General features: G+C 72.6%; 26 protein-coding genes and 2 pseudogenes. 17 read left to right on the plus strand and 11 right to left on the minus strand.

Annotation, left to right across the window (positions count from 1 at the left end; translation table 11 throughout):
- Nucleotides 1-4: 4 nt before the first annotated feature.
- Both FHS34_RS39090 and FHS34_RS39095 read left to right on the plus strand, forming a co-directional pair.
- The gene (locus FHS34_RS39090; protein WP_184974764.1) at nt 5-1933 is read left to right on the plus strand and encodes a RiPP maturation radical SAM C-methyltransferase; all 1929 of its coding nucleotides are present in this window, start codon (nt 5-7) and stop codon (nt 1931-1933) included.
- A 25-nt stretch (nt 1934-1958) separates the two neighbouring features.
- The gene (locus FHS34_RS39095; RefSeq protein ID WP_184974767.1) at nt 1959-2627 is read left to right on the plus strand and encodes a DUF5825 family protein; all 669 of its coding nucleotides are present in this window, start codon (nt 1959-1961) and stop codon (nt 2625-2627) included.
- A gap of 107 nt (nt 2628-2734) precedes the next feature.
- Here the strand turns inward: FHS34_RS39095 and FHS34_RS39100 are convergent, their stop codons facing one another.
- A complete protein-coding gene (locus tag FHS34_RS39100; protein WP_184974770.1) occupies nt 2735-3025 on the minus strand; it encodes a DUF6355 family natural product biosynthesis protein in 291 nt (96 codons plus the stop codon).
- A gap of 340 nt (nt 3026-3365) precedes the next feature.
- Here FHS34_RS39100 and FHS34_RS39105 point away from each other — a divergent pair, with 340 nt between their 5' ends.
- Nucleotides 3366-3686 (plus strand): hypothetical protein, encoded by a 321-nt coding sequence (locus FHS34_RS39105; protein ID WP_184974773.1) that lies wholly within the window; start codon nt 3366-3368, stop codon nt 3684-3686.
- 156 nt (nt 3687-3842) lie between these two features.
- Here the strand turns inward: FHS34_RS39105 and FHS34_RS39110 are convergent, their stop codons facing one another.
- Nucleotides 3843-4253 (minus strand): hypothetical protein, encoded by a 411-nt coding sequence (locus tag FHS34_RS39110; protein ID WP_184974831.1) that lies wholly within the window; start codon nt 4251-4253, stop codon nt 3843-3845.
- Nucleotides 4254-4592: 339 nt separating this feature from the next.
- On the opposite strand from FHS34_RS39110, the gene FHS34_RS39115 reads away from it, so the two are divergent.
- Entirely contained in the window at nt 4593-5138 is a 546-nt protein-coding gene (locus tag FHS34_RS39115) for a DoxX family protein (protein WP_184974776.1), read from the plus strand.
- Nucleotides 5139-5621: 483 nt separating this feature from the next.
- Here FHS34_RS39115 and FHS34_RS43115 read toward each other — a convergent pair whose 3' ends face one another.
- The 3 genes from FHS34_RS43115 to FHS34_RS39130 form a co-directional block, all read right to left on the minus strand.
- Nucleotides 5622-5879: a helix-turn-helix domain-containing protein gene (locus tag FHS34_RS43115; RefSeq protein WP_225817885.1), complete on the minus strand. Its 258-nt coding sequence runs from the start codon at nt 5877-5879 to the stop codon at nt 5622-5624.
- 54 nt (nt 5880-5933) lie between these two features.
- Nucleotides 5934-7427: an ATP-binding protein gene (locus FHS34_RS39125; protein WP_184974779.1), complete on the minus strand. Its 1494-nt coding sequence runs from the start codon at nt 7425-7427 to the stop codon at nt 5934-5936.
- A gap of 141 nt (nt 7428-7568) precedes the next feature.
- Nucleotides 7569-8168: a TetR/AcrR family transcriptional regulator gene (locus FHS34_RS39130; RefSeq protein WP_184974782.1), complete on the minus strand. Its 600-nt coding sequence runs from the start codon at nt 8166-8168 to the stop codon at nt 7569-7571.
- Nucleotides 8169-8332: 164 nt separating this feature from the next.
- On the opposite strand from FHS34_RS39130, the gene FHS34_RS39135 reads away from it, so the two are divergent.
- Entirely contained in the window at nt 8333-8479 is a 147-nt protein-coding gene (locus FHS34_RS39135; RefSeq protein WP_184974784.1) for a hypothetical protein, read from the plus strand.
- 43 nt (nt 8480-8522) lie between these two features.
- Here FHS34_RS39135 and FHS34_RS39140 read toward each other — a convergent pair whose 3' ends face one another.
- Complete coding sequence (locus FHS34_RS39140; RefSeq protein WP_184974786.1) at nt 8523-8891, minus strand: VOC family protein; 369 nt, start codon at nt 8889-8891, stop codon at nt 8523-8525.
- A gap of 685 nt (nt 8892-9576) precedes the next feature.
- Here FHS34_RS39140 and FHS34_RS39145 point away from each other — a divergent pair.
- The 4 genes from FHS34_RS39145 (at nt 9577) to FHS34_RS39155 (ending at nt 13177) form a co-directional block, all read left to right on the plus strand.
- On the plus strand, nt 9577-10725 hold the full coding sequence (locus FHS34_RS39145; protein WP_184974788.1) for a carboxylate-amine ligase: 1149 nt from the start codon (nt 9577-9579) through the stop codon (nt 10723-10725).
- A gap of 220 nt (nt 10726-10945) precedes the next feature.
- A complete protein-coding gene (locus tag FHS34_RS39150; RefSeq protein ID WP_184974790.1) occupies nt 10946-12238 on the plus strand; it encodes a ThuA domain-containing protein in 1293 nt (430 codons plus the stop codon).
- 127 nt (nt 12239-12365) lie between these two features.
- Entirely contained in the window at nt 12366-12563 is a 198-nt protein-coding gene (locus tag FHS34_RS43120; protein ID WP_225817887.1) for a hypothetical protein, read from the plus strand.
- On the plus strand, nt 12527-13177 hold the full coding sequence (locus tag FHS34_RS39155) for a maleylpyruvate isomerase family mycothiol-dependent enzyme (RefSeq protein WP_308288337.1): 651 nt from the start codon (nt 12527-12529) through the stop codon (nt 13175-13177). The genes FHS34_RS43120 and FHS34_RS39155 overlap by 37 nt, the downstream gene beginning before the upstream one ends.
- Nucleotides 13178-13217: 40 nt before the next feature.
- On the opposite strand, the gene FHS34_RS39160 is transcribed toward FHS34_RS39155, so the two are convergent.
- A complete protein-coding gene (locus tag FHS34_RS39160) occupies nt 13218-14414 on the minus strand; it encodes a PP2C family protein-serine/threonine phosphatase (RefSeq protein ID WP_225817889.1) in 1197 nt (398 codons plus the stop codon).
- Between the two features lie 168 nt (nt 14415-14582).
- On the opposite strand from FHS34_RS39160, the gene FHS34_RS39165 reads away from it, so the two are divergent.
- The 6 genes from FHS34_RS39165 (at nt 14583) to FHS34_RS39185 (ending at nt 20023) form a co-directional block, all read left to right on the plus strand.
- Nucleotides 14583-15299, plus strand: coding sequence for a FadR/GntR family transcriptional regulator (locus tag FHS34_RS39165; protein WP_184974792.1), 717 nt, complete (start codon nt 14583-14585; stop codon nt 15297-15299).
- Nucleotides 15296-16690 carry a tocopherol cyclase family protein gene (locus FHS34_RS39170; protein ID WP_184974794.1) on the plus strand — a complete coding sequence of 465 codons (1395 nt, stop codon included), beginning with the start codon at nt 15296-15298 and terminating at the stop codon, nt 16688-16690. The genes FHS34_RS39165 and FHS34_RS39170 overlap by 4 nt, the downstream gene beginning before the upstream one ends.
- Entirely contained in the window at nt 16687-18543 is a 1857-nt protein-coding gene (locus FHS34_RS39175; RefSeq protein ID WP_184974796.1) for a GMC family oxidoreductase N-terminal domain-containing protein, read from the plus strand. Before FHS34_RS39170 ends, FHS34_RS39175 begins: the two co-directional genes overlap by 4 nt.
- Nucleotides 18544-19108: 565 nt before the next feature.
- Nucleotides 19109-19468: a hypothetical protein gene (locus FHS34_RS39180; protein WP_184974799.1), complete on the plus strand. Its 360-nt coding sequence runs from the start codon at nt 19109-19111 to the stop codon at nt 19466-19468.
- A gap of 94 nt (nt 19469-19562) precedes the next feature.
- Nucleotides 19563-19826 carry a hypothetical protein gene (locus FHS34_RS44300; protein WP_221510027.1) on the plus strand — a complete coding sequence of 88 codons (264 nt, stop codon included), beginning with the start codon at nt 19563-19565 and terminating at the stop codon, nt 19824-19826.
- Nucleotides 19823-20023 carry a hypothetical protein gene (locus FHS34_RS39185; RefSeq protein ID WP_184974802.1) on the plus strand — a complete coding sequence of 67 codons (201 nt, stop codon included), beginning with the start codon at nt 19823-19825 and terminating at the stop codon, nt 20021-20023. The genes FHS34_RS44300 and FHS34_RS39185 overlap by 4 nt, the downstream gene beginning before the upstream one ends.
- 70 nt (nt 20024-20093) lie before the next feature.
- On the opposite strand, the pseudogene FHS34_RS39190 reads toward FHS34_RS39185, so the two are convergent.
- The 3 genes and pseudogenes from FHS34_RS39190 to FHS34_RS39200 all read right to left on the minus strand — a co-directional run.
- Nucleotides 20094-20294 (minus strand): annotated as a pseudogene (locus FHS34_RS39190) (ArsR/SmtB family transcription factor); the annotation flags it as partial.
- A gap of 12 nt (nt 20295-20306) precedes the next feature.
- Nucleotides 20307-20516, minus strand: a complete 210-nt coding sequence (locus FHS34_RS39195) for a DUF4287 domain-containing protein (RefSeq protein ID WP_184974804.1) — start codon at nt 20514-20516, stop codon at nt 20307-20309.
- Nucleotides 20517-20580: 64 nt separating this feature from the next.
- A complete protein-coding gene (locus FHS34_RS39200) occupies nt 20581-21246 on the minus strand; it encodes a DUF998 domain-containing protein (RefSeq protein ID WP_184974807.1) in 666 nt (221 codons plus the stop codon).
- 256 nt (nt 21247-21502) lie between these two features.
- Here FHS34_RS39200 and FHS34_RS39205 point away from each other — a divergent pair, with 256 nt between their 5' ends.
- Nucleotides 21503-22150: a winged helix-turn-helix transcriptional regulator gene (locus FHS34_RS39205; RefSeq protein WP_184974810.1), complete on the plus strand. Its 648-nt coding sequence runs from the start codon at nt 21503-21505 to the stop codon at nt 22148-22150.
- A gap of 78 nt (nt 22151-22228) precedes the next feature.
- Here FHS34_RS39205 and FHS34_RS39210 read toward each other — a convergent pair.
- A pseudogene (locus FHS34_RS39210) lies at nt 22229-22602 on the minus strand (VOC family protein).
- A gap of 329 nt (nt 22603-22931) precedes the next feature.
- Here FHS34_RS39210 and FHS34_RS39215 point away from each other — a divergent pair.
- On the plus strand, nt 22932-23741 hold the full coding sequence (locus tag FHS34_RS39215; RefSeq protein WP_184974812.1) for a hypothetical protein: 810 nt from the start codon (nt 22932-22934) through the stop codon (nt 23739-23741).
- The last annotated feature ends 68 nt before the right edge of the window (nt 23742-23809 follow it).

Here is a 23809-nt window from a genome sequence, read left to right on the forward strand (position 1 = left end):
CGACATGCGTGTCCTGCTGGTCAACATGCCCTGGTCGCCCATCGACCTTCCGTCCCTCGCCCTGGGAATCCTCAAACGGAGCGTGGACGAGCGCGTGCCCGGCGCCGAGGCCGAGGTCCTGCACGCCAATCTCGAATTCACGGACTGGATCACCGCACGGGCCGAATTCACCGGTGACGACTACGAGTACTACTCCCTTTCCTCATATTTCATGGGCTGCGGCGACTGGGTCTTCTCCTCGGCCCTCTACGACGACCCGCACTGGCGCGAGGAGGAGTTCACCGCGGTGATGCGCGGGAAACTCAAGAAGTCGCGTATGGCCATGACCCACGCGCTGCACCAAGTGGTCCCGGAGTTCGTCGACGAGATCGCGCGGCGGATCGTCGCGCACGCACCCGACGTCGTCGGCTTCACCTCCACCTTCCAGCAGAACGCCGCGGCACTCGCCGCCGCGCGGCGGGTCAAGCAGCTCGCCCCGCACATCGTCACCGTCATGGGCGGAGCCAACTGCGACGGGGCACAGGGCGCCGCCGTGCACCGCAACTTCCCCTTCGTCGACCACGTCGTACGAGGAGAGGGCGAGGCCGCCTTCCCGCAGTTGCTGACCGCCCTCACCGAGGGCTCGGACCTGGCGGAGGTGCCCGGCCTGTGCCACCGGGGCCCTGACGGGGAGAGCGTCGCCAACGCGATGGCCACCCGTCCGCTGCCGCCCGCCGCGATCCTGCCGCCCGACTACAGCGGCTACTTCGAGCGCCTCGCCGCCTCCGCCGCCCGCCACTGGGTCGAGCCGAAGCTGGTCGTCGAGGGCGCCCGTGGGTGCTGGTGGGGCGAGAAGCACCACTGCACCTTCTGCGGGCTCAACGGCTCGTTCATGGAGTTCCGTTCCAAGAGCCCGGACACCTTCTACGAGGAGATCATCGAACTGGCTCGCCGCCACCGGGTCCTGGACATGTACGTCGTCGACAACATCCTCGACATGGGCTATCTGACGACCGTGCTGCCGCGGATCATCGACAGCGAGTACGACCTGCGGCTGCACATCGAGATCAAGGCCAACATGCGCCGCCAGCAGCTGCGTACCCTCGCCGACGCGGGGATGATCTACGTCCAGCCCGGCATCGAATCGCTCAACCACCGGGTGCTGGACCTGATGGACAAGGGCGTCAGCGGCTGCCAGAACGTCCGGATGCTCCGCGACGGAGCCGAGACCGGCCTGTCCGTCGCCTGGAACTACCTGCACGGCTTCCCCGGCGAGACCGCGCAGGACTACGACCCGGTCATCGCCCAGATACCTGCGCTCGAACACCTCGACCCGCCCGTCGACCTGTCGGCCCGGATCGCCATCGAGCGCTTCAGCCCGTACTTCGAGCGCCCCGAACTCGGCTTCACCGGCCTGCGGCCCGAGGAGCACTACCGCTTCACCTACGACCTGCCGGAGGAGGAGCTGTACGACCTCGCGTACGTCTTCGAGGCGCCGGCGCGGGGCATCGGCGAACCGACCGTCACCGCGCTGAACGACGCTCTGACCGCGTGGAAGAAACACCACGCCGACGCCCGGCTGACCCACACCGACCTGGGCGACCGGATCGTCCTGGTCTCCCGGCGCCGCGCCTTCGAGTGGCGGACGACCGAGCTGGCCGACCCTTTCGAACTGGTCGCCTTCCGCCTCCTCGACCAGCCGCACAGCGTCGCCGCCCTCACCCGCAAGGCCGCGGGCAAGGCCCCCGGAGCCGCCCGTGACGAGGCCGCCGTGCAGCGGCTCCTCGACCGGTGGGTGTCGCTCGGGATCGTCTTCACCGACGGCGGGCAGTACGTGCACATCGCCCCGGCCGCCGTCAACGAGGACCTGCTGCGGCTCGACTTCATGCGCCACACCCATGGGGCCCGGTCCGCCCCCGCCGAACCCGCCCCCGCCGAACCCGTCCACGCGTGACCGCGCCCCGCGGAGGAGTACGCCCATGAGCACGTCGAGCACCATGAGCCCGCCCAGCGTCCTCGCCTGGCGCGACTACGACCCCTCCGCCTGCGAACTCCCCGGCATGTTCCTGGGCGAACTCGCCCTTCCCGGCCCGCTGGAGGGCGAGAGCGAACGGCTGTGGCAGCTCGGGGCACGGCGCGTACGGCTGGACGCGATCGTCGACCTCACCCCCGGCGCGGGCGCCGAGCGGGCCGCCGCGGCGGTGGCCGCGCTGAGCCTGGTGCGCGACCTGACCGCGCGAGCCGTCCTCGTCGAGTGGGACGTGCGGCTTCCCCCGGCGCCGGAGGAAGCCTGGCAGGTCCTCAGCCACCTCCAGCCGCCCCGGCGCATCGAGGGACCCTCCGGGGCAGACGAGGCACTGCGCGCCTGGCAGCAGGGCCACTATCTGTGCAAGTGCCTGTGGCGCAAGGGACCCGGTTTCGTGCAGATCCGGGACCGCCGCTGGGGCGAGCTGCGCCGGTTCACCGCCGACGAGCCGCACTACGAGGACACGATCGAGCGGCTGGCGTACGGAGCGCCGGCGGCCTCCGTGCCGGCGGCGGTCCTCGACGACTTCCGCGGCGAGAAGCTCGTCCTCGACATCGGCCCGCTCGCCTGGTGGCTGCCGTACCGGATCAGCCGCTGGCTCCAGGAGCCGATGACCATCTGACGGCCGAAGCCGCGCCGAATTGACGGCGGTGACGGTCAAGGCCGGCCGGGGGCGCCCTCCGCGCAGGGGGCTGCCCCGGCCGGGCCGCCGGAGGGAGTCGCCGTCCGTCAGCAGGTGCGGCCCACGTAATAGGCGCCCTGGATGCTGGAGGCGGAGCCGAGCCAGCTCCGGCCCGGGCCCACACAGCGCTCGTAGTCGGGGGCCAGCGCCACCTCTACCTTGATCACCACGTGGGAACCGTCGGAAGTGCAGTGGTTGTAGTAGGCGTCGGAGCCGGTCTCGTAGAAGCCGCACGGATCCGCGGCCGCCGGCGTCGCGGTGGCGGCGCCGGCACCGAGGAGTCCCAGCGCGAGGGAGACGGTACCGAGAGCACTGGTCAGCAGGCGGCGAACGTACACGGCGAACTCCTCGTGACAGGTGGCGTGACAGGGGGGACAACGGTGTCGCCGGGAAGCGGATGACCGCTCGGCCGGGCACGCGCCCATGATCACGGATCAGCGGGGTGGATCGGCCGTCCGGCCTCCGCTTTCACCCGCCGAATCATTTCCTCGGTACGCCGAACGGATCACCTGTCTGGACGCGCGCCCCCACGTCGCGGTAGGGCGGCGCCCCGGCCAATCCGAAAGGGCGCGGCGGCCGTATCAGGAGTAGGGCCGCGGCCATGCCGATCCCCGCCGCGGCGGTTCGTCTCGTGCCGCCAGGAGTCGCACGAGGCGCGGGAAGGAAGGTGCGTCCATCATGCGAGCACAGCACGTACGGCGTGTCCTCGCGGCGTCGGCGGCCGGTGTGGTGATGGCCGGCGGCGCAGCGGTCGGCGCGGCAGGCACGGCCGTCGCCGCGGCGCCCGCCGCGCACACCGGCCGGGTGACCACGGGCGGCTGCTTCGGTCACGACGACTGGCGCTGCTTCGACGACGGCGGCTTCGGCCATGGTGGCTTCTGGCACGGTGGCTTCGACCGCGATGGCTTCAGGCACGGTGGCTTCGGGCACGGTGGCTTCGGGCACCACTTCGATCACCGATTCGACCGGGGGCCGTTCGTGATCATCGTGGTCCGGTAGGAGTCGCCCCGTACGACACCGGGCGCGTCCGTCCAGGGGCACGCCCGGTGTCGTACGGGGCAGCGGTGTCAGCTGCTGGCGCCCGCCTGACGCAGAGCAAGGGGCGTGTCGCCCCGACGGGTGACGGCTCGGGGCGATGCCCCGGAGGGACCGTCTTCACACCCTGCGCAGGACGACGAGGAGGACCAGCAGCACCGTGGCGCCCGCGCTCGTGCCGTGCGCGACGACGGCGGCGAGCGGGAAGTGCCGTTCGGCGGTGGCGGCGCCGTGCGCATGACGGCCGGAACTGGGCAGCCAGCGCAGCAGCATCATGAAGCCGAACGCGGCCACGATCAGGACCACCGCGCAGGCCGCCCAGGCGGAGCTCCTGACCCCGCCCAGCAGATACGCGCTCCAGGCGGCGAGCCCCGCCACGGCGAGCGCCACATGGCCGACGACCAGCCACAGCGGCAGCCGCGTCACGCCCGGGGTGCGCTGCCGTAGGCCGCCGTGCCGGATCCACACGACGGCGAGGTAGCCGCCGAGGCCCGCCGTCAGCAGCCAAGCGCACAGAACGAAGACACGCATCCGCCTTACCCCCTGCCCCGTGTCCGGCCGGCCCTGACCCGTCAGGGCTGCGCGCCCCAGGACACCGCACAGAACAGGAGCAGCCCGGACATCCATCCGCTGATTCACCCGTAGGTGTGAATGGTGGGGCGAATCGCATGCGCTTCGGCCCGCGCTCTGTCGTGGCGGATCCACCGCCCGCCCCCGATGTGCGAACCCCGTGCTGTTGCGGAAGCATCGGAAGGGGCGGTATGCGCACTCCGCGACGACGCGCGGGTGGGCACACCGCCGACCGGTGGACCGACGCCTTTCCAGGCTTGGGGGAAGCACCCGTCTCGGCGTCCGTACCGGAGTTCTCACATGGCGACGCACAACACGGGTCGGTCTTCGACCTTTCTGCGGCAGCCGGTCCCGGAGCAGCGGGTGACCGCCGGTGACTGCGGGCTGCTGCTTCTGAGGCTGACCTTCGGACTGTTCATGGCCGGACATGGCGCACAGAAGCTCTTCGGGCTGTTCGGCGGCCAAGGGCTGACAGCCACCGGCAAGGGATTCGACGCCCTCGGCTACCACCCGGGGAAGGTCTTCGCCGTGATCGGGGGACTCTCCGAGTTCCTCGGTGGCCTGGGCCTGGCCGTCGGGCTGTTCACGCCGCTCGCGGCCGCCGCGCTGATCGGCGTGATGATCAATGCCATGGTCACCGTCACCGGTGCTCACGGCCTGTGGGACACGGACGGCGGCGTGGAGTACAACGTGGCCATCGCCATCGTCGCCCTCGCCGTCGCCGCCATCGGCCCGGGCCGGCTGGCGATCGACCGGTTCTTCCGCTGGGGCGACGGCGGCTGGACGGCCGCCGCCGTCGCCCTGGGGCTGGGCGGCATCGCCTCCGCGATCTCCCTGACCCTGTGACTCCGAAGGGATGAGGGCGGATCGGCCGGGGCAACGGCGGCAGTGGGGCGGAAGCGCGCCCCGGGGCTCACCGCTCGCCGGCGGTGCCGGCCTCCGGGTCGTCCGCGGGTACCTGCTTGCCAACAGCTCCACGCAGCACGAGCCGGGCCGGGGGGCGAGCACCGCCGTCGTCCTGTCGCTTCCCAGCCCGTGCAGGTAGCCGGCCAGGAACGCCTGGTTGACCGCGCACACCCGTTCCGGGGCCCGGGCCGCCATGGGGTGGAAGGGGCAGTTGCGCAGCCGCGGCAGGGTGGGCCCGGTGCGCTCCGGCTCGAAGCCGGACTCCTCCGGGGTGTCGGCGGCCACGCTCAGTCCGCGCTCGGCGCCGAGGCGGCCGGGACGTAGCCGTTCGCGTTCGGCGCCGCCCAGGGTCTCTCCGCGGCGGTAGGCCACACGGAGGGCGGCGTCGCGGGCCGATTCCCCGTCCGTCTCGGTGAGCACGGCTTAGGTGAGGACGTCGGCCGGCATGCCGTAGCGGCGCTCGGGGATGTGCACCGCGATGGTCTCGTCGACCGGCTCGTACACCTTGGGCCGGCGGCCGACCTTGCGGATGCCCGTGGGCGCTTCGTAGTGGGCCTGGAGCAGGCCGGCCGCCACCAGCTTGTCCAGGTGGAAGGCGGCCGGCTTGCGGGAGATGCCGAGGCCCTCGGCCACCTCCTCGGGCGTCACCGGCCGCCGCTCCCGCCGGATGAGCTCGAACACGCGGCGTCGCGCGGCGTCGCGTGGCGTCGCGTGGCGTCGCCGGTGGTCACCCGCTCAGTGAGAACCCCCGAGTGGTGGGGTCGCGGCAGCCCACCCGGTCGTACGCCACTGCACCGCTCTGCGGCGCGCCGCCGCGGTCGAGCGCACGTCCCGGCCGGGTCCTGCGGCGCACCTCGGCCAGGTCGGTGCCGTGTCCCGCAGAGCGCACCGCACACGGCCGAGGGCCTGGCGGATCGACGTCCCCGGGACGTCGATACCGACACGCTCCTCGGCGTAGGCACGGACCAGCGTGTGCATGCGGAAGCGTCCGGGTTCCGTCTCCGCCAGAAGATGCGTCGCGGACAGCGCGTCGAGGTGCTCGCGCACGGTCTGTTCCCGTTCACCCGCGAGAGCGACGGCGCAGGCGACGCCCGTACGGTCACGGGGGTGAAGCGCCAGGAGGCGCAGCAACCGCCGGGCCCCCGGGGCGACCTGTGCGTCGGAGGCGGCCAGTGCTCGGCGTACGCCGCCCTCCAGGGCGAGGGTGATCACGGTGTCGTGGTCGTAGTCGTCGAGTGTCCATCCGGGGTGTCGCCGTATGTGGTGGCCGACGGCGGTCAGCGCCAGGGGCAGGTGTCCGAGGTCGTCGGCGATCCGCCGCAGGGCGGTGGGGTCCGCGGTGACGGCTTCGGCCCCGGCCGTCCGCCGCAGGAGTTCGACCGAGTCGGCCGCTGCCGGCGGTCCGACGGTGCGTCGGGTGGCATCGGGGAGGCCGTGCAGCAGACGGCGGCTGGTGATCAGGGTGGCGCTGGCCGGGTCGCCGGGGAGGAGGGGCCGGACCTGCTCGGCGTCCGCGGCGTCGTCGAGCACGACGAACGCGCCGGTGCCGGCGAGGAGTTGCCGGTAGCGGCGGGCCCGGGCCTCCGTGCCGTGCGGGATGCGTTCTCCGGCGGCGCCCAGCAGGCGCAGGAAGGTATCCAGCACCGCCGCGGTGTCGGCGGGGGGACGGTCCGGTGCGAAGCCGCGCAGGTCGGCGAAGAGGGCGGGGGCGTCGGCGTGCTTCCGGGCCTGTGCGCGGCGGGCCAAGTGCAGGGCCAGCGAGGTCTTTCCCACCCCTGCGGCCCCTTCCATGACCACGACACCCGGCCTCCCCTCGGCCGCGAGGGCGGCTTCGGTGCGGGACACGGGCCGGGACCGGCCGACGAGAAGGGACGGGCCCGCGGGCAGCCGGTCATAGGCGCAGACACGGGCAGATGCCTCCGCCTCGCCCAGGACCGTGCGCAGCGCCTGCCGCCACATGGCGACGGCCGCCTCGTCGCCGGCGAGCACCCGGACGACGGCCAGAAGCAAGTCGGGGTTCGGGCGTCGGCGTCCGACCCGGAAGCAGTCGCCGACGGTCGAGCGGGCCGGCCACTCGCCGCGCGGGCGTCCTGCACTCCGCCAGTCCTGATGCACGCGGCGGGTGATCTCGGTGATCGAGGGACTGCCCGCCCACGCCTTCAGCAGCCGCAACTGCCCGATGAACTCGTCCATCGTGCGGGCCTTTCCCTGATCCAGGAGCTGCGGCACGAACATCCTCCCCATGAGGTCCTGAGCCACCATTAACTTGGAACGGTCGTTTCAAGTTAGACGAGGAGGGGCCCGGCTTCAAGCGGAAAGAGCCCCGGTCCAGCGCCGACGCGCCGGGCCGGGGCTCGCCTCGTGGCCGTGTCAGGCGAGGGGCGATCGTCCGATGGAGTCGAGCGCCGCGGTCACGGTCCGGCGCAGCGCCTGTGCGTCGGCGCCCGCACGGGAACGCAGGTTCACGCCGTAGGCGAGCAGGGCCAGCAGGTCCGCGGCGGCCTCCGGGTCGGTTCCCGCCGCCAGTTGCCCCCGCGTCTCAGCCGCGGTGAGCGCCGTGTGCAGCGCGTCCCGCAGCTCCTGGTGATGCCGGTCGAGTACGGCGCGGACGTCCGGGTCGCCGTTCTCCGCGCCGGCGTGGGCGTTGGCGACCATACAGCCCCAGCGGGCGTACTCGCCCGAACACCGCACCGTGATCAGGCTGTCGAAGAACTCGGCGACCGCCGGCAGGCCGCGGTCGCCCTCCGCCAGCCGGCGGAACATCGGCCGTGACCGCCGCTCCCGATAGCGGTGCAGCGCGGCGAGGTACAGCTCCTGCTTGCCGCCGAAGGTGGCGTACAGGCTGGAGCGGTTGAGGCCGGTCGCGGTCACGATGTCCTGGACGCCGGTGGTGGCCACGCCCCGCCGCCAGAACAGCCGCACCACCGTGTCCAGGGTCTCGTCAGGATCGAAGTGCTTGATGTCCGGCATGCGCCACCCGCCATCTTGGAATCGTGATTCCAAGATACTGCGCGGGCACCGTGCGGCGAAGACCGTCCCGCGAAGGGGACCCGGCGCCGCCCCGGGTCCGTGCGCGGCGTCCAGGACCGTCCACGATGGGCCGCACCACGCGGCCGGCGCCGCACGCTGCGGCCATGAATCACATACCCGCGCTGTGGACGGTGGCCTACGACACCCGGACCCGCCCGCTTCCCCGCTTGCTCGCTCGCACGGCCGTGCGCCTGGCCGATTTCGTCCGCGCCCTCGCCCTGGCCGACCACCAGCCCTTCACGTCCCTCTGAACACCCTCGACGGGGCCGACGGCTCCCGGCCGCCGGCCCCGGCTCACGGCGCCGTCGGCGTGGCGGGTTCCCACAGTTCGAGCCGGTTGCCCTCGGGGTCGGTGACCCAGCCGAATCGGCCGACACCGTCCATGTCCTGGGTCTCCGGGGCCACGTCCGCTCCCTTGGCGCGCAGCTGCGCGAGCATCGCGTCCAGGTCGCGGACGCGGAAGTTGAGCATGGTCTGCTGGCCGCGGGACCCGAAGTAGTCGGTCCCGGACTCGAACGCCGCGAACACCGTCGGCCCGGGCTCCTGACGCCACAGACCGTTCTCGTCGGCGTCCAGGCCCAGGCAGTCGCGGTACCAGGCGCTCAGGGCCGCCGGGTCCGCCGCCCGCAGGAAGTATCCGCCGATACCAAGCACACGTTCCATGGCGCCATCTTGCCAGGACCGCGATCGGGCGGGGCCCGCACCACACCCGTCGCCCGCTCTCCACCCCGTCCCGACCGTGGTCCGGGGCATGGACGGGGGCCGGCCGCGAGTGCGGGGCGCGCGGCGCGTGGTGGAGCGGATCGGCGGGACGCCCGGCGGCGGGGCCCGGAGAGCCTCGCCGTGCGGAGACCGGCGCGGCGGGGCCCGGAAAACCTCGCCCAGCGGGAAAGCGGCGCGGCGGGGGCCCGGAGAGCCTCGCCGTGCGGGAAAGCGGCGCCGGACGGGAGGTGCGGCTCGGAGCGTGCGGCGGCCGGCGGCGCGGGTTCTCGTCCCGCTTTCGGCCATGGAGAGCACTTCTCCCCGGAGCACCGCCTGCCCACCCCGTCCCACCCGCCGTCCGCGACGGCCGCCGGACCCCCGCCCGCCCGCGCCGGGGCCGGTGCTTCCGCGCCCGCCTGGCGGACAACCGCCGGTCGGCGCGGACCGATGGTGACCGGGTACCCGCTTGCAGGGCCCCCGGCGCGGGACGAGCATGCTCCCACCCAGTGTTCGACAGGGGGTGGTCCATGCCCCCGAGCGCGCCAGTCGACAGTGGTGAACGCGGGCCGCACAGAGCCCACCGCACGTGGATGCCGGTGTCCTCAGTCTTCCGAAAGGGCTGGACGTGCCAGAGCCGCTTGATGCCGTGACCCCTGCCGCCGCCGGTGCGCCCATGTTCCCGGCCGAGGTGACCGCACCACCGACGGTCGGCGTGGAGGAGGAGTTCATCCTGGCCGAACGGCACAGCAGGGCGGCCGTGTACCGAGCCCCCTCCGTGGTGCGTGCCGCGCTCGGCCACCTCGGGGCCTCCCATGTCACCGCGGAGGTCTCGCAGGCTCAGGTGGAGACCGTCAGCGCGGTGTGCCGCACCGCCGCCGAACTGGAGGCGGAGATCGGCCGGTTGCGGAGAGGCGCGGCCACTGCCGCGGCCGAGCACGACTGCCTGCTGGTGCCCAGCGGCACCGCGGTCCTCGGCCGGCCCGGGCCGCCGCCCCTCGCGGACAAGCCGCGCTACCGCGCCTTCGCACGGAGCTTCGGACCGTTGATCCAGGACCAGGGGGTGAACGCCTGTCACGTGCACGTCGGCGTGGCGGACCGCGACGAGGCCGTGCGGGCGGTCAACCATCTGCGGGGCTGGATGCCCCTGTTGCTCGCCCTCACCGGCAACTCCCCCTTCAGCGACGGGACGGACACCGGCTACGAGAGCTGGCGCACCATGCTCTGGAGCCGGTGGCCCTCGGCGGGTCCCCCGCCCCACCTGCGGGGCGCGGCGCACTACGACCGGATCGTCGGCCGGCTCATCGCCACCGGAGCGGCGATGGACCCGGGGATGATCTACTGGCATGTCCGGCCCTCACCGCACCTGCCCACCATCGAGGTGCGCGTCGCGGACGTGCTGCCCGACGCCGCGGCCACGACCGCCTACGCGCTCCTCGTCCGCGCCCTCGTCGGCGGTGCCGTGGAGGCGGTACGCGCCGGTGAGCCCGCGCCCGAGGTCCCCGATCCGCTGCTGCGGGCGGCGTGCTGGCAGGCCGCCCGGCACGGGACGGCCTGCACGCTGCCCGCCACCCACACCCGCGACCACACCCCCACGGCCGTCGGCCGCCTGGTCGAGGAGCTGTGGAAGCGGGTCGAGCCGCAGCTCAGCAGCTACGGCGACGACCGGTGGGTGAGCGACTGGCTCGGCGCTGTCCAGCACGGGGGAAGCGGCTCCTCGCTGCAGCGGCGCGTCGCGGAACACCACGGAGGCAGCCTCCAGGCCGTGGTCGACGCGCTGGCCGTCGAGCCCGGCTGAGCGGATCCGACGGACACGGTCCCTACAAGTACTCAACTCACCTTCCGATGACGGGCGTTCCCGACGTCACCTCTTGACGGGTCTGGTCCGGACCTTTAGGTTCACGGGCCAGCGGCTTCTACACATACGCCTCACGGTCAAGTACGTGAACGTCTTCCGGGCCCCTCCCCCTCCCCCCCACCCGGCCTCCTCCCGAGGCCGGCCAAGAAGGGAACATCGGATGCAACAGGTGAGATCTGGTGCGGCGCGCGTCCCCCTGTGGCTCGCATGCCTGCTCGCGGTGCTGGCGAGCCTGGTGGCGCAGCCGCCCGCACGGGCCGCCGCGACCGCGCAGCCGTTCAGGGTCCTGGCGCTGTACAACGGCACCTGGGACGCCGCCCACATCAGCTTCGTCCACGAAGCCAACGCCTGGTTCCCCCGGCAGGCGGCCGCCAACGGCTTCACCTACACCGCCAGCGACAACTGGGACCTCCTCGCCGACGGCGGTGTCAGCAGCTACCAGGTCGTCCTCTTCCTCGACGATCTGCCCCAGTCGGCCGCCCAGCGAGCGGGCTTCGAGCGGTACATGCGCAACGGCGGGGCATGGATGGGCTTCCACGTGTCGGCCTTCACCACCGACGCGCGGAGCTGGCCGTGGTATCACGACCAGTTCCTGGGCAGCGGGAACTTCCGGTCGAACACCTGGGGGCCGACCACGGCCGTGCTGCGGGTGGAGGACCGCACCCACCCGTCGACAAGCAACCTGCCCGCCACGTTCACGTCCTCGGTCAGCGAGTGGTACAGCTGGTCCAACGACCTGCGCCAGAACCCCGACATCAGGATCCTGGCCTCCGTCGACCCCAGCAGCTTCCCGCTCGGCACCGACCCGAACCAGACGTGGTACGGCGGCTACTACCCGATCCTGTGGACCAACACCAAGTACCGCATGCTGTACGCGAACTTCGGCCACAACGCGATGGACTACGACACCGACACGGCGCTGTCCTCCTCCTTCGCGAGCGCGACCCAGAACCGGTTCCTCCTGGACGGGCTGAAGTGGCTGGGCGGTGCACCGGCCTCCCAGCCGCCGTCGGACGGCATCTCCGAGACCTCCTGGTACACCGTGCGCAACAAGGGAAACGGAACGTGCGTCGACGCCCGCGCGGCCGGCACCGCCGACGGGACGGTCGTCCAGCAGTACACCTGCAACGCGACCGCGGCACAGCAGTTCCAGTTCCGGTCCACCGACAGCGGCTACCGGCGCATCGCCGCCCGCGGCAATCCGCAGCAGGTCCTCGACGTGGCCGACCGCTCCACGGCCGACGGCGCTCCGGTGCAGCTGTGGTCCTACGGCGGAGGCACCAATCAGCAGTGGCTGCCGGTGCGCGAGGCCGACGGGCAGTACCGGCTCACCGCCCGGCACAGCGGAAAGTGCCTGACGGCGGCCGGTGCCGCCACCAACGGCGTCCAGCTCGTCCAGCGGACCTGTGACGGCTCCGCCGCCCAGAGTTTCCGGCTGTCGGCGCAGCCCTGACCGCCCGCCCGACGTCGTGTCCGCCCCCACCCCGCGGACACGACACGTCGATTTGCCTTCGAGTGGACTCCAGCCCCCACACTGATCCCGACGGAGATCCAGGCCGAGGAAAGAACGGCGGCACCAGATGGCGACGACGAGCGGAGCGGGGCACCCGCTGCCCTACGACACCTACCGCGAGGCGATCGAGCGGGAGACCCGCCGCTTCGCCGAGACCGTCGGCGGCGCCGACCACACGGGCGCCGTACCTCCTGTCCCGACTGGACGCTGGCCGATCTCACCCAGCACGTGGGAGCGCTGCAGCGCTGGTTCTGCGCGCTGCTGACGCGGCGGGTGCAGGAGCCTCCCCGCAGCAGGGAGGTGCGGCTGGGCCTGCCCGACCACGCGCGGGACTACGCCGGCTGGGTGCTGGCCGGGGTGCCCGAAGTGGCGGCCGTGCTGCGGGACACCGATCCCGACGCGCCGATGTGGGCCTGGGGCGAGGACCAGCACGCACGGTTCTGGGCCCGCCGGATGCTCTTCGAGACGCTGGTGCACCGGGCGGACGCGGAACGCGCCGTGGGCCGGGAGACGGACGTGGACCCCGTGCTGGCCGCGGACGGGGTGGACGAGTTCCTGGTCAACCTGCCCTACGCGGGGCTCTTCGCTCCGGATGTGGCCAAGCTGCGCGGCGACGGCGAGACCGTCGCGTTCCGGTGCACGGACTCCGGCGCGGCAACCGGCGAGGAGTGGCGGGTGCGGCTGGACCCGGACGGTTTCCGGCCGCTGCCGCGCACCGGCGGCGACACCGCGTCCGGGCCGGACACGGTGACGGTGCGCGGACGGGCGGCGGATCTTCTGCTGCTGCTCTACGGGCGACGGTCCTACCAGGAGCCCGTCTTCGACGTCACCGGGGAGGTCGCGGTCCTCGACCGCTGGTTCGCCCACACGGCCTTCTGATCCGCCGGAAGGCCGCCTTCGTCCGTGTCGCCGGCCGGGCTCATCCGGCCGGCGACGGAGGCGGCACGGCAACCCCGTCGGCGGGGCGCCAGACGGCCAGCGCCGCGATGTCGTCCTGCAGACGGTCGCCACTGTAGTCCATCAGGTCGTGGTGAAGCCGTTCCAGCAGACCCTGCGACGGCAGGGACCGCCAGGAACGCAGGCGCTGGAGCAGGGGGTAGAAGGAGCCGCCCGGGCCACGGGTCTCCGAGATGCCGTCCGTGTACAGCAGCAGCTGGTCGCCGGGGCGGAAGGCGTACGTGTCGACGTGGTACGGCTCCCCGAGCAGTATGCCCAGGTTCAGCGGCGGAGCCGAACGTCCGCTGTCCAGTTCACGCACCTCGCCCGACCGGATCAGGACCGGGGGCGGATGGCCGCAGTTGACGACGCGGATCAGCTTGGCCCCGGCGGGGACCTCGACGAAGACCGCGGTGACGAACCGCTCGCCGGCCTCGTACCCGCCCAGCTGCGTCGCCCTGCGGGTCATGCTCGTCTCGACCCGGTCCGCCAGGTCGGGCAGCGCGGGTTCGTCGTGCGCCGCCTCACGGAACGCGCCGAGCAGGGCCGCGGCGGTCTCCACGGCGAGCAGTCCCTTGCCACGGACGTCTCCGATGAGCAGCCGCACCCCGTACGGCGTGGGGACGGCCTCGTAGAGGTCGCCGCCGATGCGGGCCTCCGCGGCGGCGGCGAGGTAGAGGCTCTCCAGGAGGAGATCGCCGATCCGGTGGGGCACCGGTCTGAGCAGGACCCGCTGCGCGATGTCGGCCACGAAGCGCACGTCGGCCAGCGTGCGCTCCCGGCGGATGCGATGCGCGGCCAGGATGGTGCCGAGGACGCCCACCAGACCGGTGCAGAAGTAGGCGGCCACGTAGTAGCGCTCCCACAGGTAGCCGACCGGCCGGCCGGCACAGCACGGGGTTCCGGCCAGGATCCCCTCCATGAAGACCCCGAACACCGTGGCGCCGGCGACGGCGACGGGCCCGTGGGCGAACGCGGTCACCAGCGGCAGGGCGATCAGCACGAAGCTCACCGGCCACTCCACGGGCGTCACGGGTTCCAGCAGCAGTACACCCGCCACGTACAGGACCGGGAGCCAGCGCATCCACGCGGGCGGCGCCGGCAACCCCGTCCGCGCGCCGGCGCCGCCCTCCGCCTCTCGACCGGTACGGCCGGACTTCGGCACCCGTGGTCTTCGCACCCGGACTCCTGTGACAGCGACTCGACAAGACTCCCAGCCTGGTGCGCTCCACCACGGCACACCGGCATTGCTCCACTCAACGGCATGTTCCGCCAGGGCCATTGACTCCGCGGAGTCCTGTTGGTTGAGTGGCTGAGCCACTGAACCACTATGTCGTTGGAGGCCTGGGTGGAAGCACTGCCACGCGAGACGATCGTCGACGTGCTGGAGAAGAAGCTCCGCGAGGACATCCTCGCCGGGCGTCATCCTGCCGGGACCTATCTGCCGCCCGAACGCGAACTCGCCGACGGGTTCGGGGTCACCCGCACCACGCTCAAGCACGCCTTCGGCCGGCTGGCGCAGTCCGGTCTGCTGGAGACGCGCCACGGAGTGGGCACGCGCGTACGGGACTTCCTGCGCCTGGGCGGGGCCGATCTCCTGCCCATGCTGGTCCGGCACAGCCCGGACTGGATCGGCGAGATCTTCGAAGTCCGCCGCAGCATCGGTGCGTTGATCGCGGAGCGCGCCGCGGCCCGCGCCACACCGGCGCACGTCGGCGAGCTGCGCCGGCTGCTGGTGGCCGTGGGAGAGGCGGCCGGCGGCGACCCGGCACAGCTGGCGGACGCCGAGGTGCACCGGGCCCTGGCCCGTGCCACCGGCAACCGGGTGTACGTGCTGCTGACCAACACCCTGTTCAACGCCTACCTGCCGGTGCGCGCCGCGCTGGCCGGTCCCTTCGAGGACGCGCGGACCGCGCACGACCGCCTGGCGCCGGTGGTCGAGGCCGTCACGGCCGGCGACCCGGAAGCCGCGCGCACCGCCGCGGGAGACTACCTGTCGACGACGGAACGCCTGATGCTCGAAGGGCTCGCCCGCTCCGGCGGACGCCGGGGAGACGCCCGGTGACCGCCCGCGGAACGCTGTTCCGGGAGACGATGCTGGGCCGGGTCCGCCTGGCCGGGGAGACGGCCGACCGCCCGGTGCGGCTGGACCTCCAGGCCCGCGCCGACAGCCTGTTGCTGCCCCATCGCACGACCCTGGCGCGGCTGACGGGCCGCGTCCGGATAGCCGGGCGGGCCGACGACCCGGAGGCCGAGGGCGAGTTGGAGATCTCGCCGCTGGCGCGCCGCAGGATCCGCTACCGGCTCGGCTTCGTCCTGGAGGGCCGGCGTCTGCAGCTGGACGGCTGGAAGTCGGTGTCGTTCAGGCGCCCGCTGACCTCGATGACCGTACTGCCGTACACGCTGTACGAGGACGGCGAACGCGTCGGCGAGGGCACGCTGCGCTTCCCGCTCGCCACCGGCCTCGGCCCCTTCCTCGCCGGCTTCCGGTTCCCGCGGACGCCCGAGCCCGACGCCGGCCGGCACCTGGCCCCGCGCTGGGACGGCACACCGGGCAGGACGGAGGTCTGGTACACCACCCTGACCGATCCGGCGACGGGCAGCGGCATCTGGCTGCACCACGAGGTGGTCGCCCCGCACGACGGCGAACCCGCCTACGCACACGGCTGGTTCGCCGTGTTCCCCAAGGACGGCCCGCCCGAGCACGCCCGCTTCGGACCCACCCCCTGGACCGGCCCGGCCCACGGCTTCACCGCCGGGGAGACCCGGGTCACGCCCGGCCGCCTCACCGGCTCGGCCGGACCGTTCGCGTGGACGCTCACCGAGCGGCTGCAGGGCCCGCCGCTGCACACCTTCCCGCGCTGGTCGTGGCGCCGGCCCCGGCTGCCGGCCTCGCACATGCTGCCGGCCGCGCGGGCCCGCTACAGCGGAACCGTCCGCCACGCAGGCGGCGAGCTGCGGATCACGGACGCGCCGGGCGCGAGCGCCCGCATCTACGGCCACGGCAACGCCCGCCGCTGGGCCTGGCTGCACGCCGATCTGGGCGGCGGTGACGTCCTGGAGATCGTCGCCGCGGTGTCGATGCGGCGCGGGCTCGACCGGCTGCCGCCGCTGGTGTTCCTGCGCCTGTACCGCGACGGCCGCGTCTGGCCCCGGCGGGCCGAACGGACGGCCGTGGGCTGGGCGGGCGCAGGCCGGTTCCGCGCGGACATCGGCCTTCCTCGCTGGCGGGTCGAGGGCCGCGCGGGGCTGCGCCGCATCCGGGTGTCGGTGACCCAGCCGCCGGGAGCGACCCTCGCCCTCGACTACACCGATCCGGACGGTTCCGGCGCCGTGTGCCGCAACAGCGAGAGGGCGGACGCGGAGGTGCGCCTGGAACGCTGGTGGGGCCGCTGGCGGCCGGAGGCGACCTGGCGGCTGTCCGGCACCGCGCACGCGGAGGTCGGCGACCGATGACCCGAACCCCCCGGTCCCTGACGGGACTTGCCGCCGCTTTCCTGGCCGACGACGGAACGGCCGACTGGACCAAAGCCGTCCCGCGGCGCGCCGCGGCCCTGCTCACCGCCATGCCGGCTCCGGCGCGCGCGGCGGTGCACGGCGCCGCCGCCGCGATCGACGCCTACGCCGTCGCCCGCACCGGCAGACGGCTCGCCTCACTCGGCGCCGCGGAACGGGAGCGCGTCATGACGTCGCTCACCGCGCACCGGGCCCTGCTGCCGCTCCTGGACGCGCTGAAGGTACCGCTCCTGCTGGCCGCCGGCACCGAACGGATGCTGCACCGGGCGCCGCCGGCCCCGGTGTCCGCCCCCGAGGACCCGCCGCTCGACTGCACGCCCTCCTCCGACTGGCCCACGCGCTCCACCGCCGACGCGGTCGTGGTCGGCTCGGGAGCCGGCGGCGCGATGGCCGCCCGGACACTGGCCGCGGCGGGCCTGAGCGTCGTCGTCGTCGAGGAGGGCGCGCATCACTCCACCGCGTCGTTCGGACGGCGGGCTCCGCTCGACCGTTTCCTCGACCTGTACCGGGACGGCGGCGCGACCATCGCCGTCGGGAACCCCCCGCTGGTCCTGCCCGTGGGCCGGGCCGTCGGCGGTACCACCGTCGTCAACTCCGGTACCTGCTACCGCACACCGGGCCCGGTCGTCGACCGCTGGCTGAGCCGGTACGGATTCGCCGCCGCCGAGGACTTCGGCGGCCATCTCGACGAGGTCGAGCGCGCCCTGCGGGTGGCACCGCAGCCGCTGGACGTCCTCGGCGGCAACGGGCTGCTCGCACTGGCCGGGGCGGAGGCCCTCGGCTGGACCGCCGCGCCCCTGCGGCGCAACGCCCCGGGCTGCCGGGGCTCCTGCCAGTGCGTCGTCGGCTGCCCCACCGGCGCCAAACAGAGCGTCCAGCTGTCCGTGCTCCCCGATGCCTGCGCCGCCGGCGCCCGTATCGTGACCCACGCGCGCGTACGGCGGATCCTGACCGACCGCGACGGGCCGGCCGGCCCACGGGCCGCCGGGGTGCTGGCCCGCCGCCCGGACGGCAGCGAACTGGAGATCCTCAGCCCCCTGGTCGTCGTCGCCGCCGGGGCACTCCACACCCCGCCGCTGCTGCGCCGCTCCGGCCTGGGCGGACACCCGCGGCTCGGCCACAACCTCAGCGTGCACCCCGCGATCAGCGTCGCGGGCCGCTTCGGCCACCCGGTCACCGGCCGGCAGAACGTCCTGCAGAGCGTCGGGGTGGAGCAGCTGCGCGCCGACGGCATCCTGATCGAGGCCACCGCGGCGCCTCCGGGCATGAGTTCGTTCGTCCTGCCCGGTGTCGGCCGCGAACTGCGGGGCGAGCTGGAGCGGACGGAACGGCTGGCGACGCTGGGGGCCATGATCGCCGACCGGCCCTCGGGCCGCGTGCTCGGGCGTGACCGCCCGCTGCCGCGCTACGGCTTGGCGGCGCGGGACGCGGACCGGCTGCTGCGGGCCCAGCGGGCCATGGGACGCCTGCTGTTCGCCGCCGGCGCCGAGGAGGTGCTGACCGGCGTCGCCCGTCTCCCGCGCGCCCGCACCCCGGCCCAGCTGGAGGCGCTGCTCGACCGGGTGAGCGTGCGCGACCTGCACGTCTCCGCGTTCCACCCCACGGGCACGGTGGCGGCGGGCAGCGACCCGGAGCAGGCACCGGCCGACCCGGAGGGACGGCTGCGCGGGGTGCACGGCGTGCTGGTCGCCGACGGTTCCGTGCTGCCGGGCTGTCCGGAGGTGAATCCCCAGCTGAGCATCATGGCCGCGGCCCTGGCCGTCACGCGGCGCTTCGTGGCACGGACCGGCTGAGAGGGAAGCCCTACTCGACCTTCCCCGGCTTCGTCGGCCGCCGGTACGACCTCGTCACCACGCGTCCGCATGACCAGCCGGCCCGGCACGCTCTGCTCCGCCGTCGACGAAGCACGGTGGTCCCGTGGTGCCACGAGCCCCACCACCGAGGGGGCGGACTCCGGCGGCATCGGAGTCCGCCCGCACCCTTCGTCCCCGCCGTCGGTCAGGAAGGAGTGGCACCATGGCGCCCGTGTTGAACTACAACCTCGCCGTCCCGCACGTGGACGAGGCCGATGTCGTGTCCGCGCTGGCCCATGTACCGCATTCCTGGAGTCTGTCGCGGGCTGTGAACCGGTCTCGCCCCTGCTGCGAAGCCACGGCGGGGACAGCCTCATGGCTGAACAGCCGTCATCGGCCGCTGCCTACTGGCGGAAGCCGACGTCGGCAGAAGCGCGGCCCGCCTCACCGAGTGACCGGAAGGGCCGGGTGGGTGCACCCGCCGCTTCCAAGGACTTCCATCCACGGCAAGGACCATTCGCCAGATCCCCCTGGGTCTCGGCCGGGGGAACGGCATACTGCCCCGGTGCGACGCGTATTCGCCCACGAGGCGGTCATCCTGATGGAGCCGGACGCAGACCTGCAAGCGCCTGGGGCGGCCATCACCGTGGCACTGTGCGGGCACTGGGAGCACCCACCGCCCTGCCCACTGGCCTCGCACCATACGCGCGCCGAGCGGGCCGGGGAACGGGTGCTCCTACGAACGCTCTTCTCCACCGAACCCGCGGCAGAGCATGTCGTGCGCGACCGCATCAACACCGCCCTGTCCGCGTGCCAGTTGTCAGGGCCGGACGGAACGATCACTCGTTGGCGGCTGGAGCACGCCCGGCCCAGCGAAGTGACCGTTGCGGAGATGGACGCCGCCGAGCGCCTGACAGATTGCTGACTGCTCCTCACAGAGGGCGGTCACCCCGTTCTTCTACGGCCAGGAGACCCCGGAGCGGGTCGCCTTCCACAAGTCCCGGGCGGCGGGAGACCAGTTGACGAAGATCGAGGACATCGCGCCGATCGTCACCTTCCTGGCCACCGAGGGCTGGTGGATCACCGGCCAGATCCTCTTCGCCAACGGGCGGCTACACCACGCGCTGAGCCCCTCCGGCCGTCGCCCGGGACCGTTCGCGTCCCGGGCGGCGGCCGCCCCGTGGACACCGTCCCCCGCGCAGGGCTCGACCAGCCGCCGGGCCCAGGTGTCCTCCAGGCCACGAACGCCGTCTGCATGGGCCGGGGGACGCCGCGGACCGTGAAGCTGCTGCCGAACGGCGTGGCGCCGAAGGAGCGTATGGCCCAGAAGGTGCGCCACCAGGAGCAGGCAGGGAATCAGAGGCATCGCGGTGTGCACCGGTACGTGTACCGGCTGGGCCGGAACCGCCGGGAGCGGGAGGGCATGCGGCTGGGCCTGCCGGCAATCGGCGCCTTTCCGAAGACGCCGGACGGCCGGTGACCGCGTCGCCCGGACGTTCTGCCGACCGCGCGCCGCCGAGGCGGTCGGGCCGGTCGGGTCGGTCGGCCGGTCAGTCGGCGACGGCGGGCTCGGCCAGGCCGGCCGGGGCGTCGCGGACACCCAGGCGCAGATGCTCGACGTGGTACAGGGCCTGGTCAAGGAGCTCGGCGACGTGGTTGTCGTAGAGGGCGTAGACAATCGAGCGCCCGTGCCGTTCGCTTGTGACCAGGCCGAGGTTGCGCAGCAGGCGGAGCTGGTGGGAGCAGGCGGAGGTTCGAGGGGCTCAGCCGCCGGCGCCGGCCAGCGTGTGCGCGACCAGCGCGTTGGCGTGGCCGTGGCCCAGGCCGTGCTCGGCCTTGAGCCAGGCGACGAGTTCCATGTGTGTGGTGAGCGGCGAGGTGCGGATGAGCACGCGCCACTCCTCGATCGGGCGGCCGTACTTCTTCTCGATCGCGGGGAAGTAGCCGGCAGGGCCCTTGACCGGGGTGGTCATGCGAAAGCCTCCTGTAAGTCGGCGGTGGTCTCGGTGCGGTTTCTGAGGGCGGCGGAGCGGGGCGCTACTTCCGTGCGGGCAGGGTCAGGCGGGCGGTGACGGCGCTGAGCCCGAGCAGGCCCAGTCCTGCCCCGGCGGTGAATGCGGCGACGCTGGTGGCGGAGGCGGCGAATCCGGCGAGAACCCCGACCGGCACGAGGCGGGAGGCGAGTGCCCAGCCTCGCTGCCCACGGACAGTGAAGTGCCGTGCGAGCACGAGGAACGCGGCGCACAGCGCGAGGTAACCGGCCGTACCGGCCAACAGGTGGACGGTGCCGTGCGCACTCAGCGAGGTGACCCGTTCCTCGGGGGCGCCGGCGGGGAACCCCGCCCCCGGATCGGCGGAGAAGACGCCGGCGACCAGGAACGAGGTGCCGAACGCGGCGAGCAGTCGGGGCGCCCACGTACCGCCCGGCGTGCCCCGCAGCGTCCGACGTACCGCGATCGCGCTGCCGATGACCAGCAGGCCGGTGAGAAGGAAGACGGCGACCTGGATCCATCCGAGGGCGCCGAGGCTGAGCTGGCTGAGAGCGTTGCGGGTGAAGTCGAACCCGTCCCGCGTCAGGCCCTGGGCCACGCCTGCCGCGAGGAAAAGCGGTCCTGCCGCGATGCCGGCGGCGGACAGGAGCCGCGGCACCGGCCGGGCCGGGGGCGCATCGAGAGCGGTCGGCGCGTCGAGCGTCTGGGACATGGAGGAGTCCTTCCTGGTCGTGGGCGAAGTCGACGGCCGGGCGGGGGGGGGACTGACGGGGTGTAGCGGGCTTCGGCAGTGCCGTCGGCGAGGCCGCCGTCCTCGGTCGGGCGGCCGCCCTGCTGCGGCCTTGCGCCCTGCGGTCATGCGATCCCCCCGGAAGAGCTGCCCGCGAACCGTCCGCATCTGAACGAGAAGTGAGCTTGCATTTTGCAAGCACACTTTGTCAATGGAATTCTGAGCTAGAATCTGCATCATGGCGACTCGCGAGTACCGACAGTTCTGCGGCCTGGCCCGCGCGATGGAGATGGTCGGTGAACGGTGGGCGATGCTGATCGTTCGCGACCTGCTCAACGGGCCTCAGCGCTACACGGACCTGCGCAGGGGGCTGCCCGCCATTCCCACCAACATCCTGTCGACCCGCCTCAAGCAGCTCGAAGAGGCCGGACTGGCCACCCGTCGTGCGCTGCCCCACCCCGAGCGCGCGGTCGTCTACGAGCTCACCGAGTACGGGCGAGACCTCGAACCGGCACTCGTCGCACTGGGCCGCTGGGGAGCCCGGACCATGGCCGAGCCCCGCCCCGGCGAAGCCATCACCGCCGAAGCGGTGGCCATGTCCTTCCGCACCGCTTACCGGCCCGAGTCAGCCACGGGCGCCACCATCGGCTTCGAGGTCCGCATGGGCGAGTTCACCATCCGCCTGCAGATCACCGACGGAGCACTGACCGTCGGCTTCGGCACCCACCCTGATCCCGACCTCGTCGTCGAGCGCCTGTCCGGCCACCCGGTCCGCGAGCTGATGAGCGGCAGCAGGACCCCTACCGAAGTGCTCGCCGACGGCAGCGTGCGCGTGGAAGGCGACCCCGCCCTCCTCGACCGGTTCGCCGAGCTGTTCCGCTTCTGACCGCCCCCAAAGGGAGTCCGGCCAATTGACCGCCTGATCGGCGCGCTGTTTCGGGCGCCCGACCAGGTTCCGCATCGGTTACAGGTACGGGCGGGTGATCAGCTCGATCAAGTGACCGGCGGGGTCTTTGAAGTACACGCCTCGACCGCCGTGCTCGTTGTTGATCTCGTCCGGGCGGCACATCTGCGGGTCGGCCCAGCGCTCGATGCCGCGATCACACAGCCGCCGGTACGCGCGATCGAACAGTTCGTCGTCGAGCAAGAACGCGTAGTGCTGCATCTGGATCTCCACCGGCGGCTCGGCGAACTGCAGCAGCACGCCGTCGGTGAGCTGGATGTTGGTGAACGGGCCCAGGACGGCGCTTCTGAGAGTTCCAACAACTCCCGGAAGAACCAAGCCGACTCGTTGCGGTCCTTGGCGGCGATGATGGTGTGGTTGAACGTGGCTGTCATTCGGCTGACCTCGTTGTTGTTCGAGACGGAAAACGGACTCGCGGTGCGCGAGTGCCGGGAGGTCCGCGTGCCGAACTGAGGGGGTGCGTTTCCTGCACCCACCGTGCGATCAGCCCTCCACCGGGTGACCGATCCGTGCGTGGCGTAGCGCCGGTCCGGTGTTCACGACGGGGACCCTACTTGATCGGACCTACTGCCGTAACAGGGCTGCCACCGGCCGGGATTGGCTCGTCAGACGCCTGGGCCGGGCAGTCGTTCCCCGATCGGCCCCCCGCTGAGGCAGATCCAGGCCGATTCCACGAACGTCCGTGCTGCGGCACAGTGGTGGCATGACGGACGCGGACCACGCCATCGACGCAGCGACCCGTGCCGTTCTGATCGCCGAGGCGTCGGACGATCAGGCGGCCCAGGCTCACGCCCTCTACGCCCTGGCGCTCGCCCTGAAGGGAGGCGACCGCCTGGACGAGTCCGTGCTCATGTGTCATCTCGCCGCCCGGGCCGCTCAGGCGGCCGGCGCTCACGAGTTCGCGACCCAGGCCGGCGACGCGGGATCCGAGCTGCGGCGGTTCATCTCGCGAGGATGGCAGTACAAGGACAAACTCTTCGCGCTCGATGTCGTCCTTCGCGCCCACGATCAGGACTCGACGAGCTTCGCTCTGACCGGGTCCAGGACCGACCGGCCGCGCGAGGTGGACGCCCGGATCCGCCTCGAAGTGCAGCAGCGCTCTGAGGCCGTGTCGCAGAAGAGGGCCCGTGAACTGCAGCGCCGCGAAGAGGAGGAGGCGCGCAGCGGGATACACATCGGTCGGATGGAATCCCCGACCTATGCGGAACTGGCCGTCGGGTTCATCGCACTCAAGGTGCTCGGGCCGTTCGTCGAGGCATTCGCGACGAAGCTCGGCGAGCAACTGGGCGAATCCGTGGGGCGCGCTCTCGGCCGCATCAGCCTGTTCCGATGGGCCGGCTGGCTCAGGCACCTGGGCGTGGCGGTACCGAACTCGCGCGTGTGGACGAGACTGGAACTTCCCGAGGACCTCACCGAAGAGGCCCGCCTCGCCCTCATCGACCTCGACCCGACCGCCGACGAGGTTCGTGGGCGACTCCTGCACTGGGACGAGACCACGAAGACTTGGAAGTAGCGGACGCAGCCTGGCCCAACTCTGCCGACCACGCAACACGAGACCGACCCTTCGCCCGGCCACAGGGC

It is taken from the genome of Streptomyces echinatus (assembly GCF_014203595.1).
GTDB classification, from domain to species: Bacteria; Actinomycetota; Actinomycetes; order Streptomycetales; family Streptomycetaceae; genus Streptomyces; species Streptomyces echinatus.

What these genes read in the sequence shown, in the direction of transcription:
- FHS34_RS39140 (WP_184974786.1), bottom strand. Translation starts at nt 8,891, where the DNA reads ATGGAACGTGTGCTTGGTATCGGCGGATACTTCCTGCGGGCGGCGGAC.
- FHS34_RS39135 (WP_184974784.1), top strand. Translation starts at nt 8,333, where the DNA reads ATGAATCACATACCCGCGCTGTGGACGGTGGCCTACGACACCCGGACC.
- FHS34_RS39095 (WP_184974767.1), top strand. Translation starts at nt 1,959, where the DNA reads ATGAGCACGTCGAGCACCATGAGCCCGCCCAGCGTCCTCGCCTGGCGC.
- FHS34_RS43120 (WP_225817887.1), top strand. Translation starts at nt 12,366, where the DNA reads ATGGCGACGACGAGCGGAGCGGGGCACCCGCTGCCCTACGACACCTAC.
- FHS34_RS39215 (WP_184974812.1), top strand. Translation starts at nt 22,932, where the DNA reads ATGACGGACGCGGACCACGCCATCGACGCAGCGACCCGTGCCGTTCTG.
- FHS34_RS39115 (WP_184974776.1), top strand. Translation starts at nt 4,593, where the DNA reads ATGGCGACGCACAACACGGGTCGGTCTTCGACCTTTCTGCGGCAGCCG.
- FHS34_RS39130 (WP_184974782.1), bottom strand. Translation starts at nt 8,168, where the DNA reads ATGCCGGACATCAAGCACTTCGATCCTGACGAGACCCTGGACACGGTG.
- FHS34_RS39150 (WP_184974790.1), top strand. Translation starts at nt 10,946, where the DNA reads ATGCAACAGGTGAGATCTGGTGCGGCGCGCGTCCCCCTGTGGCTCGCA.
- FHS34_RS39105 (WP_184974773.1), top strand. Translation starts at nt 3,366, where the DNA reads ATGCGAGCACAGCACGTACGGCGTGTCCTCGCGGCGTCGGCGGCCGGT.
- FHS34_RS39200 (WP_184974807.1), bottom strand. Translation starts at nt 21,246, where the DNA reads ATGTCCCAGACGCTCGACGCGCCGACCGCTCTCGATGCGCCCCCGGCC.
- FHS34_RS39195 (WP_184974804.1), bottom strand. Translation starts at nt 20,516, where the DNA reads ATGACCACCCCGGTCAAGGGCCCTGCCGGCTACTTCCCCGCGATCGAG.
- FHS34_RS39110 (WP_184974831.1), bottom strand. Translation starts at nt 4,253, where the DNA reads ATGCGTGTCTTCGTTCTGTGCGCTTGGCTGCTGACGGCGGGCCTCGGC.
- FHS34_RS39090 (WP_184974764.1), top strand. Translation starts at nt 5, where the DNA reads ATGCGTGTCCTGCTGGTCAACATGCCCTGGTCGCCCATCGACCTTCCG.
- FHS34_RS39205 (WP_184974810.1), top strand. Translation starts at nt 21,503, where the DNA reads ATGGCGACTCGCGAGTACCGACAGTTCTGCGGCCTGGCCCGCGCGATG.
- FHS34_RS39175 (WP_184974796.1), top strand. Translation starts at nt 16,687, where the DNA reads ATGACCCGAACCCCCCGGTCCCTGACGGGACTTGCCGCCGCTTTCCTG.